Source organism: Pseudomonas sp. E315, from assembly GCF_055406205.1.
Genome location: NZ_JBUZPJ010000004.1, coordinates 343,123 through 359,146, shown reverse-complemented (window position 1 = coordinate 359,146; position 16,024 = coordinate 343,123). Strand labels below are relative to the sequence as shown.

Here is a 16,024-nt window from a genome sequence, read left to right as displayed (position 1 = left end):
TGACGAGAAGATTAGAGGCCATTTCATCGATAAAAAAGCGCAAATTCCTGCTACAACCTATCTATAAAGCTGTTTATTTATTGGCCCGAGAATGCGAGGATTCGCCCAGTGGCTTACTGTCAACTCCCGCTCATGGGCTCGCAATAACGTTCATTTAAGAGCGCCAAAAAGAGCGAGCTTGCTCGCCGAAGGTCTCAAGGCCATCGCGATCATTGAGCAAACACACGCTATCGTTGACGTTGTTCACAGCAGCACGTTTTGCTTGCGTGAACAGCGTTACGCCGGCACCCGGGTTTCATTAAAAACAGCAGCGATATGCCGCCCCTTTACCCTCAGAGGAATTCATCGTGAAAGCGCCCCGCGTGACCCTTGATCAATGGCGCACCTTGCAAGCCGTGGTCGACCAGGGTGGTTTCGCCCAGGCCGCCGAAGTGCTCCATCGCTCGCAATCGTCTGTCAGTTACACCGTGGCCCGCATGCAGGATCAGTTGGGCGTGCCCTTGCTGCGCATCGACGGGCGCAAAGCCGTTCTGACCGAAGCCGGCGGCGTGTTGTTGCGGCGCTCGCGACAACTGGTCAAACAGGCCAGTCAACTTGAAGATCTCGCCCATCACATGGAGCAAGGCTGGGAGGCCGAAGTGCGGCTGGTGGTCGATGCCGCTTACCCCAATGCTCGGCTGGTACGGGCGTTGACGGCCTTCATGCCGCAAAGCCGCGGTTGCCGCGTGCGCTTGCGCGAAGAGGTGTTGTCTGGCGTCGAAGAAGTCTTGCTCGAAGGCGTGGCGGATCTGGCCATTAGCAGCTTCAATATCCCGGGCTACTTGGGCACAGAACTGAGCGCGGTAGAGTTTGTGGCCGTGGCTCATCCCGATCACCCGTTGCACCGACTACAACGCGAACTGCACTTTCAGGACCTTGAAAGCCAGCTGCAAGTGGTGATTCGTGATTCAGGGCGCCAGCAGCCACGGGATATGGGCTGGCTCGGCGCTGAGCAGCGCTGGACCGTCGGCAGCTTGGCCACTGCCGCAGCATTTGTGGGCAGCGGCTTGGGTTTTGCCTGGCTGCCACGCCACATGATTGAGCGCGAGTTAAAAGAAGGTGTGCTCAAACCACTGCCTTTGCATCAAGGCGGCGATCGTCACCCGTTGTTTTACCTGTACTCCAACAAAGACAAGCCCTTAGGCCCGGCCACACAAATTTTGGTCGAACTGCTACGCACCTTTGATACCGCACCACTGGATGCCCCGTTTGCAGCACCCTTGCAGGCCTGACAGGCGCTGCGCATTTATGACAACGGTGGGCAGGAACATCGTTCACGAATATCCTGTCCTACGTTCGCGACACAACCCTATGTGCCGCCTTTCATCCGTGATTATCTCTTCTCAGGATTTTTGACCCATGCTGAAAAAAATTGCTCTGGCCGCTGGTGCCCTGTTCTTTGCTGCCAACGTGATGGCGGCCCAAACGGCGCCCGCAAAAGCACCCCATGTGATGCTGGACACCAGCTTTGGCAAGATCGAAATCGAACTGGACCCGGTCAAGGCCCCGATCAGTAGCAAAAACTTTCTGGAATATGTCGACAGCGGCTTTTACAACAACACCATCTTCCATCGTGTGATTCCAGGCTTCATGGTGCAAGGCGGGGGTTTTACTGCACAGATGTCGCAAAAAAATACCCGTGACCCGATCAAAAACGAAGCCAGCAACGGCCTGCACAATGTGCGTGGCACCTTGTCGATGGCTCGCACCTCCAACCCGAACTCAGCAACCAGCCAGTTCTTCATCAACGTGGCTGACAACGCGTTTCTCGACCCGGGCCGCGATGCCGGTTATGCCGTCTTCGCCAAGGTGGTAAATGGCATGGACGTGGTTGATCAAATCGTCAACTCGCAAACCACCACTAAACAGGGCATGCAAAATGTGCCGATTGATCCAGTGATGATCAAGTCCGCCAAACGCGTGGACTAATCTGCTGCATCAAGCAAGGAGCGGTGACCGGCCAAGGTCGGTCACACCACTAAAGGAGAGCCCGCATAGCGGGCGTCAGTGCCCATGCTTTTTCGTCGTTTTGAACAACTGATCGATATTTTCCGCGAGGCGCCAACCCAGGCTCCTCCCAGCACAGTCTGGGCTTTTTACCTCTATTACTTGCGTCAGGTCTGGCCTATCTTTGCCGCCTTGCTGGTGGTGGGTTTGGTGGCGGCCTTGATTGAAGTCTCACTGTTCAGCTACCTGAGCACGCTGATCGACTTGGCCCAAGGCACACCCAACACTGAGTTTTTTAAAATCCACAGCGCCGAGCTGATTTGGATGGCCGTGGTCGCGCTGATCATACGGCCGGTGTTCTTCGGCTTGCATGACCTGCTGGTGCACCAAACCCTAAGCCCGAGCATGACCAGCATGATTCGCTGGCAAAACCATAGCTATGTGCTCAAACAAAGCCTCAACTTCTTCCAGAACGACTTCGCCGGGCGTATTGCTCAACGCATCATGCAAACCGGCAACTCCTTGCGTGATTCAGCCGTACAAGCGGTCGATGCGCTCTGGCATGTGCTGATCTACGCCATCAGTTCGCTGGTGCTGTTTGCCCAAGCTGATTGGCGGTTGATGATTCCACTGCTCACCTGGATCGTCTGTTACATCGGTGCGTTGTATTACTTTGTGCCACGGGTCAAGGCGCGCTCAGTTGTGTCTTCCGATGCCCGCTCAAAACTGATGGGCCGTATTGTCGACGGCTATACCAACATCACCACCCTCAAACTGTTTGCTCACACCAACTTTGAACAACAGTACGCCCGCGAAGCCATCGTCGAGCAAACCGAAAAAACCCAATTGGCCAGCCGTGTTGTCACCAGCATGGACGTGACCATCACCAGCATGGACGGCCTGCTGATCGTCAGCACCAGCGGCCTGGCCTTATGGCTATGGAGCCAATCGCTGATCAGCGTGGGCGCCATCGCGCTGGCCACAGGCTTGGTGATTCGTATCGTCAACATGTCCGGCTGGATCATGTGGGTGGTCAACGGTATTTTCGAAAACATCGGCATGGTGCAAGACGGCTTGCAAACCATCGCCCAGCCGGTCGCTGTTAACGATCGCGCCAACGCGCCACGCCTTAAGGTCGAGCGCGGCGAAGTACGCTTTGAGCACGTGGATTTCCACTACGGCAAACACAGCGGGATCATCAGCGACCTCAATTTACATATCAAACCCGGTGAAAAAATCGGCTTGATTGGCCCATCGGGCGCAGGAAAATCGACGCTGGTGAACTTGCTGTTGCGCCTTTATGACCTTCAAGGCGGGAGAATTCTGATCGACGGTCAGAATATTGCCGAAGTCACGCAAGAAAGCCTGCGCGAGCAGATCGGCATGATCACCCAAGACACGTCATTGCTGCATCGCTCAATTCGCGACAACTTGCTGTATGGCAAGCCCGATGCAACCGATGACGAGCTTTGGGAAGCAGTCCGCAAGGCTCGCGCCGATGAGTTCATCCCACACTTGTCTGACGCTCAAGGCCGTACCGGGTTTGACGCCCACGTGGGTGAGCGTGGGGTCAAGTTGTCGGGAGGCCAGCGCCAGCGCATCGCCATTGCCCGAGTGCTACTCAAAAATGCACCCATTTTGATCATGGACGAAGCCACTTCGGCGCTGGACTCCGAGGTCGAAGCGGCCATTCAAGAAAGCCTTGAAACCTTGATGCAAGGCAAAACCGTGATCGCCATTGCCCACCGCCTCTCCACTATCGCCCGCATGGACCGCTTGGTTGTGCTCGAAAAAGGCCAGATAGCTGAAAGCGGTACTCATAGCGAACTGCTCGCACACCAAGGTTTGTATGCGCGTCTCTGGCACCATCAAACGGGTGGTTTTGTTGGCATCGACTGATCCAAAAAACCCCCTCCTGTAAAGCGCCTGAAACACATCGCCAGCCCCCGTTTTTAAAGGGCTCTGGCGTTTTTATACCTTCTGGAAAATCCTCGATCGCCTGCTGTAATGAAGTAAGGATTCGGATGAATTCTGTGGTCAATTGCAGGATGCACAACCGCGTGACTTGATCGATGGATTTATCTATCCAGGACCTTTAAATGAACTTGCTCAAACGTTCAGCAACTGAATTGGTAGGTACTTTTTGGCTGGTGCTTGGCGGATGTGGCAGCGCTGTATTGGCTGCCGCTTTCCCACATGTCGGCATTGGGCTGCTGGGGGTGGCGCTGGCCTTTGGCCTGACCGTGTTGACCATGGCTTTTGCAATCGGACATATCTCTGGCTGTCATCTCAACCCCGCTGTGTCTTTCGGACTGTGGGTGGGTGGCCGGTTCCCCGCCAAAGAGTTGCCCGCCTACATCGTGGCCCAAGTGCTGGGAGGCATCGCGGCGGCGGCTCTGCTGTATTTCATTGCCAGTGGTAAACCCGGCTTTGATCTGGCCGCAAGCGGGCTGGCGGCCAACGGCTATGGCGACCACTCACCCGGGGGGTACTCAATGATCTCGGGGCTGGTATGTGAAGTGGTGATGAGCGCCATGTTTATTCTGATCATTATGGGAGCCACCGATAAACGCGCCCCACCAGGTTTGGCGCCGATTGCTATTGGCCTGGCACTGACGTTGATCCATCTGATATCGATCCCGGTCACCAACACCTCAGTCAACCCGGCGCGCAGCACGGGCCCGGCGGTGATCGTGGGCAGTTGGGCCATTGAACAGCTTTGGATGTTCTGGCTCGCACCACTGGTGGGGGCGGCCATTGGTGCGCTGACCTATCGCTGGCTGGGTAAAGAGCCGAGTTGAGCCGCGATCTGGCGAGGATCAGGCCTGCCGATAAGGCAGCGCCGACCTCGCCTCTTCGGCATAGGCCAAAACGCCCACACGCTCGCGCTCTAAAAAATCGCTGACAGCGGCTTTTAATCCTTGATGACGCAAGTAGTGCCAAGAGCGCGTAATCACCGGCGCAAATCCCCGTATCAGCTTGTGCTCCCCTTGCGCGCCCGCGTCAAAACGCTGAACCCCGTGAGCAATGGCGTAATCCATACCTTGATACAAACACGTCTCGAAATGCAAACGGTCGTACTCGGCCAAACAGCCCCAGTAACGACCATACAAACTGTCGCCAGTCATCAGACTAAACGCCATAGCCACCGGAGTAGAGCCCTGCTTGGCCAACACCACGCGAATCGACTCAGGCATTCGTTGTGCCAGCACGCTGAAAAATGCACGGGTCAGGTAAGGGGTTCGCTGACGCACCGTGTAGGTGTTGGCATAGCACGCATAAACAAAGTCCCATTGCGCCTCACTGACCTGCTGACCTTCGAGCCACTCAAACTCAATACCTTGCCCCGCCACTTGCTCGCGCTCTTTGCGCATCTGCTTACGCTTGCGCGAACTGAGTGAATCGATAAAGTCCTGAAAATCGCGGTAGTTGCGGTTCTGCCAATGAAACTGACAACCAATACGTTGCAACCAACCGGGCTGTGCCGCCAAAGCACTATCGGCCAGGCCATCGGTAAAGTTGATGTGCGCACTGGACAGCCCTTGCTCCTCTAAATAGCCGGGCAATGCGGCCAGCAGCTCAAGGCCATCTTCAGCACGAGCCGCCAATAAACGCGGGCCAACCACCGGGCTAAAAGGCACGGCTGTCAGCAACTTGGGGTAATACTCAACTGCGGCCCGCTCGCAGGCATTCGCCCACTCGTGGTCGAACACATACTCGCCGTAAGAGTGCCACTTTCGATAGCTGGGCAATGCCGCCAGCAACTGACCGTTCTCGTAATGCAATAAATGCTCGGGCTGCCAGCCTGAATGCGTGCCCAGACTGCCGCTGTCTTCCAGTGCGCTGAGGAAAGCATGACGCAAGAAGGGTTGCGCTTCGGGCACCAGCGCATCCCATTGCTGAGCAGAGATGGCGGACAGGCTGTCCAGTCGTTGTAACGGCATCGAAAGTCCCCGAAGTACGGCGTAGAGCGGGCGATGGTATCACCCGCCTTCCACAGAGGCACTGTGCCCCGCTTTGAAGGCGCTTACTCGCGAACGTTTCGCCCACGGGCGAGCCTTGCGCATCCCCCCCTGACAGGTCGACTTAAGAGGCCGCTCGGTGATCGGGCTCACTGTCACAGACTTGCTATCACTCTGCCACTTTTCTGTCATATCCAACCGCGATACTGGCGCCGCTTCTTAGAAGACAAGGTTATGAGTGGCTTGTATGCCAACACGCAACGACACACTCAAACCGCCTTATTAGCGAGCCCATAAGGGCCGATTTTTCCTGGGGTGGCTAGGGCCATCTCACCACTGGGAGATTCATATGCGTCTTGTATCTACACGGGTTGCAGCGGGACTGTGTGGCGGGCTTGTTTTGGCCATGAGTGTTCCAGCCAGCGCTGGCGTCGATTCAAAACTGCTTGAAATGCTCAAAGCCAACGGTTCCATTTCCCCGTCTCAATACGCCGAATTGCAAACCGAGCTGACCAGCGAGAAGCAGGCCCAGCAGGAAGCCGCAGCCAATCAGGTGAAAAAATCCGACCTGAGCGCTTTCGAACAGAAAGTCGCGTGGGCAGCCAAAACCGAGTTCAAGGGTGACGTGCGGGTTCGCCACGAAAACATCAAGATCGACGGTGAATCCAGCGGCAACGGCAAGAACAAAGATCGTCAGCGTATTCGAGCCCGCTTGGGCGCGTACAGCGTGATCAACCCACAAGTTGACACGGGTATTCGTATCGCGACAGGCGGTGGCGATGATGCTCGTTCCACCAACCAAGACCTGAACAACTACTTCGACAAGAAGCAAATTTGGCTGGATCAGGCGTACATCGACTTCCACCCCAAGGCCATTCCTAACCTTCACTTGATCGGCGGCAAAATGCCTCAGCCGTGGGTAAGCATGGGTGATGTGATCTGGGATAGCGATATCAACCCGGAAGGTCTGGCTACCACCTACAAGCACGCACTGGGCAACACGGGCGCTGAGATTTTCGGTAGCGCGGGTTATTACACCCTTAAGGACAACGTTGACGGCGAAGGCGTGCAATTTCGCCACGACCTGCGTCTGTATGCAGGCCAGCTGGGTACACGTTTCGCACCGACCGACAGCCTGAAAGTCACCTTGGGCGGCAGTGTTTATAGCTACGACAACGACAAGGACAGCACCTGCGCCGGCTCAACCAGCACCCCATGCGCCTTGTCGATTAACGGCAACAACACAGATGAGTTCCGTCTGTACGAAGGCTTTGGTCAGATCGACATCGCCAACCTGCCTGTTCCACTGTCGCTTTACGGCCAGTACGTGGTTAACCAGGCAACAGACAGCGATGAAGACACCGCTTGGCTGGTGGGTTTCAAGAGCAAACTGGACGCTTTCAGCCTGGACTACAACTACCGCGATATTCAACGTAACGCCGTGGTGGGTGCCTTCACAGACTCCGACTTTGCCAACGGCACTACCGGTTCACGCGGCCACAAGTTCAAAGTGGGTTACGAAATCGACAAAAACTTTGGTGTCGGCGTGACGTACTTCCTGACCAAAGCAGACTACGCAACCTCCTGGCAGAAAGATGCCAACGCCAACACGCTGCAACTGGATCTAGAAGCCAAGTTCTAAACGCAACACGCTGGGTGTTAGCGTCGTCGATCCCCCCACATCCGCCGACGACGCTAACATTCACGCCGCCTTCTCTCGCTTTGCCCCTGTGAAGCTCTTTCAACGCAGCCCCACCCACTCTGGTTAGCAATTAGCGCTTGCGCACAATCACGCTGCCAATCGAGTAACCCGCACCAAACGAACTGAGAATCGCCAACGAACCGCTGGCCAGATCATCCTGATACTTATGAAATGCAATCACCGAACCCGCCGAGCTGGTGTTGGCATAAGTGTCGAGAATCACCGGCGCTTCTTCGACCGAAGCCTCGCGCCCCAGCAAACGTTTGACGATCAGGTGGTTCATGCTCAAGTTAGCCTGGTGTAGCCAGAAACGTTTTACGTGCGCTACATCCAACTGGTTTTCTTCCAAATGCTGACCGATCAGTTCCGCCACCATCGGGCATACATCACGGAACACCTTACGGCCTTCCTGCACAAAAAGTTTGTCCGGGCTGTTAGACGGCTCGTCTGAAGCGCTGTTCAGGAAGCCAAAGTTGTTGCGGATGTTGTTCGAGAACGTGGTCAGCAATTTGGTGCTAACGATATCGAACTGATGCTTGGAGGTGGCCAAATCAGCACGCTCAACAATCACCGCCGTAGCCGCATCGCCGAAAATAAAGTGGCTGTCACGGTCACGGAAGTTCAAGTGGCCCGTGCAAACTTCAGGGCTAATCAGCAACACAGCGCGGGCCTGACCCAATTGGACGCTGTTGCTGGCGGTCTGAATGCCGAACGTTGCTGAAGAACAGGCCACGTTCATGTCAAAACCAAACCCCTGAATGCCCAGCGCATGTTGCACTTCGATGGCAATTGCAGGGTACGGGCGTTGCAGGTTGGAGCATGCGACGATCACGCCGTCGATATCGGCAGCGGTTTTACCTGCACGCTCCAATGCCTGTTTGGCAGCGCCGACAGCCATTTCGCAGAGCACTGACATCTCATCGTTGGAGCGCGCAGCCAGATGTGGACGCATGCGTTGTGGGTCAAGAATGCCTTCTTTGTCCATCACAAAGCGGCTCTTGATACCTGAAGCTTTTTCAATGAACGCAGCGCTGGACTCAGCCAGAGGCTGGATTTCGCCCGCTTCGATGGCGCCAGCATTGGCTGCGTTGAACTGTTGCACGTAGGTATTGAAGGACTGCACCAGCTCTTCGTTTGAGATGCTGTTGGCCGGGGTGTACAGGCCGGTGCCGCTGATGACGACGTTATGCACGGTCGTTCCTCTATTCTGTTCAGGCAGAAAGTACTGGCACCTTCGTGCCAAATCATAAAGAGGCTGATCCCTAATCGTTGAAGGAAAAGCCTCGGATCAAATTCGTATCAGGTATTTATAGCGGCGAAGTTTGCCATAAACGCTAGCATTTGGCGTTACTTGCACACCAAGCTTGCCCGCTACCAGAAACCACGTGTGAGGGGCCGCCAAACAGGTGTTTAAAGCTTGGCTGGGCTGCGCGGGGTTTTGCCTTTGGTTTGCAATAAATGAGAGAACACCGCATGCAGGTCATCCGAGGCGCTTTCTTCATCCAGGTTGAGCTTGCTGTCAATGTGATCCATGTGGTGCATCATCAGGCTCACCGCCAAGTCGAGGTTGCGGGCCTCAATGGCATCAATCAACTGCATGTGCTCATCGTAGGAACAATGAGAGCGGTTGCCACTTTCGTATTGAGCGATGATCAATGAGGTTTGCGACACAAGGCTGCGCTGGAAGCTAATCAGGGGCGCATTCTTCGCAGCCTCGGCCAGCTTTAAGTGAAACTCACCCGAGAGGCGAATACCCGCACCACGATCGCCACGGGAAAAACTGTCGCGCTCATCTTCAACCATCTTGCGCAACTGGGCCAAATCGTCAGCCGTCGCATGGCTGACGGCCAGCTCCGTGATAGCCTTTTCAACCAGACGTCTGGCGAGAAACACCTGGCGCGCTTCTTCTACGCTAGGGCTTGCGACGACGGCACCACGGTTAGGGCGCAACAACACAACCCCTTCATGAGCCAAACGCGACAAGGCACGACGAATGATCGTGCGGCTAACCCCAAAAATCTCACCCAGTGCTTCCTCGCTCAACTTGGTGCCCGGCGCCAGACGCTGCTCGAGGATAGCCTCAAAAATATGCGCGTAAACGATATCGTCCTGGGTGCCACTACGGCCGGCCTTGCCAGCGCGGGAGGTTTTTTTGAGGGGCTGCAACTGTTCGTTCATGGGCACTCGAATGGGAAACGTCGGCGAAATAGGCGCTACGTTAAGACGTAAACGGGCGGCGCCGGCAATGAATTAATGCAAAAAACAGCGCGCATTGTACACAAGCCGAAGTTCCAGCACGACTGTATGGCTGTTTGCACGGGTGTCTGTATAGCAATGAATTGTAACTTTTGCGTTTAGGCTTAGCTGGCCTTTACTCAATAACAAGGAATACCGCTTCATGACCGACGCCACCTATCCGCGCCTGCGCCCATTGGCTGACACCTCACCTTCAGCCGTAGTCGCAGGGTTTATCGCGATGATGACCGGCTACACCAGCTCACTGGTACTGATGTTTCAGGCGGGCCAGGCAGCCGGTTTAACCAGCGGGCAAATCTCATCATGGATTTGGGCACTGTCCATTGGCATGGCCGTGTGCAGCATTGGCTTGTCTTTGCGTTATCGCACACCCATCACCATTGCCTGGTCGACTCCTGGTGCTGCACTACTGATCACCAGCCTGGGCGGCGTTAGCTATGGCGAAGCCATTGGCGCATATATCACCTGCGCAGTGCTGGTGATTATTTGCGGCATGACGGGCAGCTTCGAGCGCTTGGTCAAACGGATTCCCGCATCGCTGGCAGCCGCATTGCTGGCTGGGATTTTGTTTAAAATCGGCAGCGAAATTTTCGTCGCTGCCCAGCATCGCACGGGGCTGGTGCTGGCGATGTTCTTCACGTACTTGATCATCAAACGCCTGTCCCCCCGCTACGCCGTGTTGGCTGCCCTGTTAATTGGCACGCTGATCTCAGGCTTGCTAGGGTTGCTGGACTTCAGCGGGTTTAGCCTTGAAGTCGCCGTTCCGGTGTGGACCACACCCTCGTTTTCACTGGCGGCCACTATCAGCATCGGGATTCCGCTGTTCGTAGTCGCCATGACTTCACAGAACATGCCCGGCATCGCCGTCCTGCGGGCTGATGGTTACAACGTTCCCGCATCGCCGCTGATCACCACCACAGGGGTAGCTTCACTGTTGCTGGCGCCATTTGGCTCACACGGGATCAACCTGGCCGCCATCAGTGCCGCTATTTGCACAGGCCCGCACGCCCACGAAGACCCGAAAAAACGCTACACGGCTGCCATGTGGTGCGGGATTTTCTATGGCATCGCCGGGGTTTTCGGGGCAACCCTCGCGGCCCTGTTCGCCGCCCTGCCCAAAGAGCTGGTGCTATCAATTGCAGCTCTAGCGTTATTTGGCTCAATCATTAACGGCCTGAGCATCGCCATGAGCGAACCCAAAGAGCGTGAAGCCGCACTGGTGACGTTTATGGTCACCGCATCAGGCTTGACGCTGTTCTCGGTAGGGTCAGCATTTTGGGGCATTGTCGCAGGCGTGTTAACGCTGATGATCCTGAACTGGAAGGCCCGATAACGTGCACACAACCTGCTGAACCGGAGGGGCGTGTAAAAGGTATTAAATCGCCAGCGCCCCACCGTCCACGGCCAACGCATGACCTGTGGTAAAGGCCGCACCGTCCGAGCACAAATAAAGAACGGCACTGGCCACCTCTTCAACGGTGCCGATACGTCCTACTGGATGAACTGCTGCTGCGTACTCGGCTTTACGCGGGTCAGCCTCATAAGCGCGGCGGAACATATCAGTGTCGATGACCGCCGGGCACACCGCGTTCACCCGAATCCCCTTCTTCGCATACTCAATGGCCGCCGACTTGGTCAGGCCAATGACCGCATGTTTGGACGCCGAGTAAATGCTCATCTTCGGCGCCGCGCCCAACCCGGCCACGGACGCCGTGTTAACGATCGCCCCACCGCCCTGAGCCAGCATCAATGGCAACTGATATTTCATGCACAGCCACACACCCTTTACGTTCACCCCCATGATTGCGTCGAACTCATCCTGCGTGCCGTCAGCCAAACGCCCGTGCTCAATCTCAATGCCCGCGTTGTTAAAGGCATAATCGAGGCGCCCGTAGTGGTTGATTGTTTGCGCCATCAAACCTTCAACCTCGGCCTCAAGCGTTACATTGCATCGCACAAACACTGCGATTCCGCCGGCGGCTTTGATGCGCTCAACCGTGGCCTCGCCACCTGCAACATCCAAGTCAGCCACCACTACGTTCAACCCTTCGGCTGCAAACGCCAATGCAGTGGCTCGCCCGATGCCTGCCCCGGCACCCGTGACCACCGCCACCTGACCAGAAAACTTCATGCTCATTATTTTTGTCCTCAATAGGTAAACGTTACGCCGTGTAAACACGAACAGGCCCGCTTCCTATTTAGCGAAGTGATAAAGGGCCGCCTACCACAATCACTTCAACTGATAAAAAACCATTCGCGAACGCACATTCACTTGCTGCGCATGCCAAGAAGGTCTATCAACAGCCTTTGTATTTTTGAAGAGTGCCTAACGATGACCGCCGAGACCAATCGCCAGTTTCTGCTCGCCAAACGCCTCGTCGGCGCGGCAACCCGCGACACCTTCACCTACCAACACACCCCTGTCGCACACCCACAAGACGGCCAAATCGTGGTCAAAAATGAATACCTGTCGCTTGACCCGGCCATGCGCGGCTGGATGAACGAAGGGAAGTCCTACATCCCGCCAGTCGGCCTGGGCGAAGTCATGCGTGCTTTAGGTGTGGGCAAAGTCATCGCCTCAAAACACCCAAAATTTGCAGTGGGCGATTACGTCAACGGCGCCTTGGGCGTACAGGATTACTTCGTGGGTGAGCCGCGAGGCTTTTATAAAGTAGATCCCACACTTGCCCCCTTGCCGGTGTACTTGTCGGCGCTGGGCATGACCGGCATGACCGCCTACTTCGCGCTGCTGGAAGTAGGCGCGCCAAAAGCAGGCGATACCGTGGTGATCTCTGGGGCGGCCGGGGCAGTGGGCAGCATTGCCGGGCAGATTGCCAAACTCAAGGGCTGCCGGGTAGTCGGTATCGCAGGGGGCAAACAAAAATGTCAGTTCTTGATCGACGAACTCGGGTTTGATGGCGCAATTGACTACAAACACGAGGATGTCATCGCAGGCCTGAAACGCGAGTGCCCTAAAGGCGTCGACGTGTATTTCGACAATGTGGGCGGCGATATTCTGGACGCGGTACTGAGCCGTCTGAACTTCAAGGCTCGAGTCATCATTTGCGGGGCCATCAGCCAATACAACAACAAGGAAGCCGTAAAAGGCCCGGCCAACTACCTGTCACTGTTGGTTAATCGCGCAAAAATGGAAGGCTTTGTCGTGATGGACTATGCCGACCGCTATGCCGTAGCGGGGCAAGAAATGGCGGGATGGCTGGCCAAAGGCCAACTGAAAAGCAAAGAGGATATTGTCGACGGGCTAGAAACGTTCCCAGAAACACTGATGACACTCTTCAGCGGGGAAAACTTCGGAAAGCTGATTCTGAAGGTGTAAGGGCTACTCAAACCCTTGCAGGCGCCGCGAAAGGCAACGACTGCAAGGGCTTGTGCTTTAAGCCAGCTCAGCCACTACCGCCGCCAGCGCTTTAGCCGGGTCAGCGGCCTGGCTGATAGGACGGCCAATTACCAAGTAATCAGAGCCCGCATCCAGAGCCTGACGTGGCGTCAGAATACGGCGCTGATCATCCAAAGCACTGCCCGCAGGACGAATCCCCGGAGTGACCAGTTGCAGCGACGGGTGCGCTGTCTTCAGGGCTTGCGCTTCGAGAGCGGAACACACTAAACCATCCATGCCAGCCTTCTGGGCCAAGGCTGCCAGACGCAGCACTTGCTCTTGGGGCTCAATGTCCAGACCGATCCCGGCAAGGTCTTCGCGCTCCATACTGGTCAGCACGGTGACGCCAATCAGCAGCGGCTGAGGCCCAGTGCGCTTGTCGAGCACTTCACGGCACGCAGCCATCATGCGCATCCCGCCCGAACAGTGAACATTGACCATCCACACACCCATTTCAGCGGCGGCTTTAACAGCCATCGCAGTGGTGTTGGGAATGTCATGGAATTTAAGGTCCAAAAACACCTCAAACCCTTTGTCACGCAAGGTGCCGACAATTTCCGAAGCACAGCTGGTAAACAACTCTTTGCCCACCTTGACGCGGCACAGCTTTGGGTCCAACTGATCAGCCAATTTCAATGCGGCGTCACGCGTTGGGAAATCCAGGGCGACGATGATAGGAGTCTGGCAGTCGGACATTAGCGGGTTCTCAGGCTGGTCGAAATCGGCGCGCATTGTAGCGGAAGCAGGCGCCCATCGGCACCCGATGATCGTATTTTCACAACTTTTAGTCATCACACAGGTTATAGAACAGCACAGCGCAAGAAGCGGCCTACAATTGAACCACTGATACACCCAACGACTCAGATCGATAAGCGGCACACAGCACTGCGCAAAATTCTTGCCCAGTGGATTGCCCATCAAGGAGAACGCTATGCCCTGGTATGCCTGGTTAATTCTGATTGTCGCCATTGGCGCAATCGTTGGCGGCTTGATGACCCTGCGCGACACGGCGAACAAAGTCGAGCTGACCGATGAACAGCGTAAGCGCGTGGCAGAACGCAACGCAGAAATGGACGCAAAAGAATCTAAAGACCTTTAAACGCGTTCATAGCTAAATGCCTACACGCCGTCGAATAAAAACGGCACTGCGTACACATACAGTGCGGAGCTATGATGGCAGATTGCATATAACGAGATATCTGCCATGCGATACTCACACGGCCACAAGGCTAAAACGCACCAACGCATCATCGAAGAAGCCTCTGTGCGCTTTCGTCGAGATGGCATTGGTGCTACAGGCCTGCAACCGCTCATGAAGTCACTTGGCCTGACACATGGCGGCTTTTACGCCCACTTCGCTTCAAAAGATGAACTGGTCGAAAAAGCACTGCAACATGCCGCCAACGAAGTTGAAGGCCGTTGTGCGGAGCTGTTTAACCGCCCGCAGCCTTTAACAGCATTCATCGACACCTACCTCTCCGAATGGCACCTCCAATCCCCTCACGAAGGCTGCCCACTGCCGACCATGTCATTGGAAATGGCTCAGCAAGGCAAGTGCAGTACAACCACTGACACTGTAATCAATGCAAGGCTCAAGCAGATTCAAGAAACCCTGCAAGGCCCTGACGCGCAAGACCAAAGCATCGTGATATTTGCCACCTTAGTGGGTGCGTTGGTTCTGTCCCGAGGTGCTGAGAGCGGCGAGTTCAAGAACAAAATTCTGGACGTTACGCGTGAGGCGTTGAAAGGGGCGAGCCTCTCCCCTGCAATGACATAAGCCCGTAAATATCAACAGTCCTTAGAACAAGCTTTTATAGCCAATACGAATAAGCACTAAATATAAAAATATTTGTAAAAAGCAAACGGCGAAACTTATGACTTCGCCGTTTACGACACATCAGCGTTATTTCGATGCGAACTCAGCCACCCATGCCGCAACAGCGGCCTCAGGATAGCCTCTATGGAAATGCCGTCTCCAAGGATATGCACTTTCACCAGAGCCATCTTTTAGTTTAATTGCGCGGGTATCACATATGTACTTCGCGGGGCTTCCTGCAACAACCGTATCAGGAGCAACCGTTTTACTGACAGAACTGTGAGCTCCGACCAGAGCCCCCGCTTTCACTGTGACACCCGGCAAAATGATCGACATTGTCGCAATCGCGACAAAATCTTCGATCGTTACACCCATCATCACATCGCTGGGTGGATGAGGATCATTGGTGAGTACAACATAAGGAAAGATCCACACATAGCTGCCAATTTTAGAGTGCTGCCCGATATGAACATTGCTATGAAACTTAACATAGTCACCGATTTCGCAATGACCTTGAATATCGCTCAAGGTTCCTACTTGCAATGCTTCACCAGCTTTTGTTTTCTCTCTGACAGTGACGCGATGGCCTGTTGACAGGCGATCTCCAAACACAGAGCCCTCATAGAAAACACTATGTGAGCGAATAAGTGCTGACTTACCAATAATTAATGCAAGGCCACCCGACAAGGCCGAAGGCACACCGATCTCACAGTGAGAGCCAATTACCGTATCATCACCAATTACCACATTCCCATGAATAATCGTATATGGGCCGACACTGACATTACTGCCAATGACTGCATTAACATCAATTAGTGCTGTTGGATGGATCATGCAACACCCTCTTCTAATATTTTTACTACAAAGCCCAGCACCCGATAAACAATCACATTACTTAAACAGTA

The 16,024-nt window shown here is 55.0% G+C and carries 15 protein-coding genes; 9 read left to right on the top strand and 6 right to left on the bottom strand.

Annotated features, from left to right (window positions below):
* Positions 1–347 precede the first annotated feature (347 nt).
* The 4 genes from ACZRJQ_RS08800 (at position 348) to aqpZ (ending at position 4,787) form a co-directional block, all read left to right on the top strand.
* Positions 348–1,271 carry a LysR family transcriptional regulator gene (locus ACZRJQ_RS08800; protein ID WP_463977972.1) on the top strand — a complete coding sequence of 308 codons (924 nt, stop codon included), beginning with the start codon at positions 348–350 and terminating at the stop codon, positions 1,269–1,271.
* Between the two features lie 127 nt (positions 1,272–1,398).
* Positions 1,399–1,968, top strand: a complete 570-nt coding sequence (locus ACZRJQ_RS08795) for a peptidylprolyl isomerase (protein ID WP_463977971.1) — start codon at positions 1,399–1,401, stop codon at positions 1,966–1,968.
* Positions 1,969–2,052: 84 nt separating this feature from the next.
* Positions 2,053–3,885, top strand: a complete 1,833-nt coding sequence (locus ACZRJQ_RS08790; RefSeq protein WP_463977970.1) for an ABC transporter ATP-binding protein — start codon at positions 2,053–2,055, stop codon at positions 3,883–3,885.
* 200 nt (positions 3,886–4,085) lie between these two features.
* Positions 4,086–4,787: an aquaporin Z gene (gene aqpZ, locus ACZRJQ_RS08785; RefSeq protein WP_463977969.1), complete on the top strand. Its 702-nt coding sequence runs from the start codon at positions 4,086–4,088 to the stop codon at positions 4,785–4,787.
* A gap of 18 nt (positions 4,788–4,805) precedes the next feature.
* Here the strand turns inward: aqpZ and ACZRJQ_RS08780 are convergent, their stop codons facing one another.
* Complete coding sequence (locus tag ACZRJQ_RS08780; RefSeq protein ID WP_463977968.1) at positions 4,806–5,930, bottom strand: GNAT family N-acetyltransferase; 1,125 nt, start codon at positions 5,928–5,930, stop codon at positions 4,806–4,808.
* Between the two features lie 367 nt (positions 5,931–6,297).
* Here ACZRJQ_RS08780 and ACZRJQ_RS08775 point away from each other — a divergent pair, with 367 nt between their 5' ends.
* A complete protein-coding gene (locus ACZRJQ_RS08775) occupies positions 6,298–7,590 on the top strand; it encodes a putative porin (RefSeq protein WP_463977967.1) in 1,293 nt (430 codons plus the stop codon).
* Between the two features lie 130 nt (positions 7,591–7,720).
* Here the strand turns inward: ACZRJQ_RS08775 and ACZRJQ_RS08770 are convergent, their stop codons facing one another.
* Both ACZRJQ_RS08770 and ACZRJQ_RS08765 read right to left on the bottom strand, forming a co-directional pair.
* Positions 7,721–8,842 carry a beta-ketoacyl-ACP synthase III gene (locus tag ACZRJQ_RS08770; RefSeq protein ID WP_463977966.1) on the bottom strand — a complete coding sequence of 374 codons (1,122 nt, stop codon included), beginning with the start codon at positions 8,840–8,842 and terminating at the stop codon, positions 7,721–7,723.
* Positions 8,843–9,060: 218 nt separating this feature from the next.
* On the bottom strand, positions 9,061–9,828 hold the full coding sequence (locus tag ACZRJQ_RS08765; protein WP_463977965.1) for a GntR family transcriptional regulator: 768 nt from the start codon (positions 9,826–9,828) through the stop codon (positions 9,061–9,063).
* 220 nt (positions 9,829–10,048) lie between these two features.
* Between ACZRJQ_RS08765 and ACZRJQ_RS08760 the strand changes: the two genes are divergently transcribed.
* On the top strand, positions 10,049–11,239 hold the full coding sequence (locus ACZRJQ_RS08760; protein WP_463977964.1) for a benzoate/H(+) symporter BenE family transporter: 1,191 nt from the start codon (positions 10,049–10,051) through the stop codon (positions 11,237–11,239).
* 42 nt (positions 11,240–11,281) lie between these two features.
* Here ACZRJQ_RS08760 and ACZRJQ_RS08755 read toward each other — a convergent pair whose 3' ends face one another.
* Positions 11,282–12,043 (bottom strand): SDR family oxidoreductase, encoded by a 762-nt coding sequence (locus tag ACZRJQ_RS08755; RefSeq protein ID WP_463977963.1) that lies wholly within the window; start codon positions 12,041–12,043, stop codon positions 11,282–11,284.
* A gap of 195 nt (positions 12,044–12,238) precedes the next feature.
* Here ACZRJQ_RS08755 and ACZRJQ_RS08750 point away from each other — a divergent pair, with 195 nt between their 5' ends.
* Positions 12,239–13,243, top strand: coding sequence for an NADP-dependent oxidoreductase (locus tag ACZRJQ_RS08750; protein ID WP_463977962.1), 1,005 nt, complete (start codon positions 12,239–12,241; stop codon positions 13,241–13,243).
* A gap of 57 nt (positions 13,244–13,300) precedes the next feature.
* Here the strand turns inward: ACZRJQ_RS08750 and pyrF are convergent, their stop codons facing one another.
* Positions 13,301–13,999 carry an orotidine-5'-phosphate decarboxylase gene (pyrF, locus tag ACZRJQ_RS08745; protein WP_463977961.1) on the bottom strand — a complete coding sequence of 233 codons (699 nt, stop codon included), beginning with the start codon at positions 13,997–13,999 and terminating at the stop codon, positions 13,301–13,303.
* A gap of 235 nt (positions 14,000–14,234) precedes the next feature.
* Between pyrF and ACZRJQ_RS08740 the strand changes: the two genes are divergently transcribed.
* Both ACZRJQ_RS08740 and ACZRJQ_RS08735 read left to right on the top strand, forming a co-directional pair.
* A complete protein-coding gene (locus ACZRJQ_RS08740; RefSeq protein ID WP_463977960.1) occupies positions 14,235–14,402 on the top strand; it encodes a DUF2897 family protein in 168 nt (55 codons plus the stop codon).
* A 105-nt stretch (positions 14,403–14,507) separates the two neighbouring features.
* Positions 14,508–15,080: a TetR/AcrR family transcriptional regulator gene (locus ACZRJQ_RS08735; RefSeq protein WP_463977959.1), complete on the top strand. Its 573-nt coding sequence runs from the start codon at positions 14,508–14,510 to the stop codon at positions 15,078–15,080.
* 126 nt (positions 15,081–15,206) lie between these two features.
* Here ACZRJQ_RS08735 and ACZRJQ_RS08730 read toward each other — a convergent pair whose 3' ends face one another.
* Complete coding sequence (locus ACZRJQ_RS08730) at positions 15,207–15,953, bottom strand: acyltransferase (protein WP_463977958.1); 747 nt, start codon at positions 15,951–15,953, stop codon at positions 15,207–15,209.
* Positions 15,954–16,024 lie beyond the last annotated feature (71 nt).

What these genes read in the sequence shown, in the direction of transcription:
- ACZRJQ_RS08795 (WP_463977971.1), top strand. Translation starts at nt 1,399, where the DNA reads ATGCTGAAAAAAATTGCTCTGGCCGCTGGTGCCCTGTTCTTTGCTGCC.
- ACZRJQ_RS08790 (WP_463977970.1), top strand. Translation starts at nt 2,053, where the DNA reads ATGCTTTTTCGTCGTTTTGAACAACTGATCGATATTTTCCGCGAGGCG.
- aqpZ (WP_463977969.1), top strand. Translation starts at nt 4,086, where the DNA reads ATGAACTTGCTCAAACGTTCAGCAACTGAATTGGTAGGTACTTTTTGG.
- ACZRJQ_RS08780 (WP_463977968.1), bottom strand. Translation starts at nt 5,930, where the DNA reads ATGCCGTTACAACGACTGGACAGCCTGTCCGCCATCTCTGCTCAGCAA.
- ACZRJQ_RS08775 (WP_463977967.1), top strand. Translation starts at nt 6,298, where the DNA reads ATGCGTCTTGTATCTACACGGGTTGCAGCGGGACTGTGTGGCGGGCTT.
- ACZRJQ_RS08765 (WP_463977965.1), bottom strand. Translation starts at nt 9,828, where the DNA reads ATGAACGAACAGTTGCAGCCCCTCAAAAAAACCTCCCGCGCTGGCAAG.
- ACZRJQ_RS08760 (WP_463977964.1), top strand. Translation starts at nt 10,049, where the DNA reads ATGACCGACGCCACCTATCCGCGCCTGCGCCCATTGGCTGACACCTCA.
- ACZRJQ_RS08755 (WP_463977963.1), bottom strand. Translation starts at nt 12,043, where the DNA reads ATGAGCATGAAGTTTTCTGGTCAGGTGGCGGTGGTCACGGGTGCCGGG.
- ACZRJQ_RS08750 (WP_463977962.1), top strand. Translation starts at nt 12,239, where the DNA reads ATGACCGCCGAGACCAATCGCCAGTTTCTGCTCGCCAAACGCCTCGTC.
- pyrF (WP_463977961.1), bottom strand. Translation starts at nt 13,999, where the DNA reads ATGTCCGACTGCCAGACTCCTATCATCGTCGCCCTGGATTTCCCAACG.
- ACZRJQ_RS08740 (WP_463977960.1), top strand. Translation starts at nt 14,235, where the DNA reads ATGCCCTGGTATGCCTGGTTAATTCTGATTGTCGCCATTGGCGCAATC.
- ACZRJQ_RS08735 (WP_463977959.1), top strand. Translation starts at nt 14,508, where the DNA reads ATGCGATACTCACACGGCCACAAGGCTAAAACGCACCAACGCATCATC.
- ACZRJQ_RS08730 (WP_463977958.1), bottom strand. Translation starts at nt 15,953, where the DNA reads ATGATCCATCCAACAGCACTAATTGATGTTAATGCAGTCATTGGCAGT.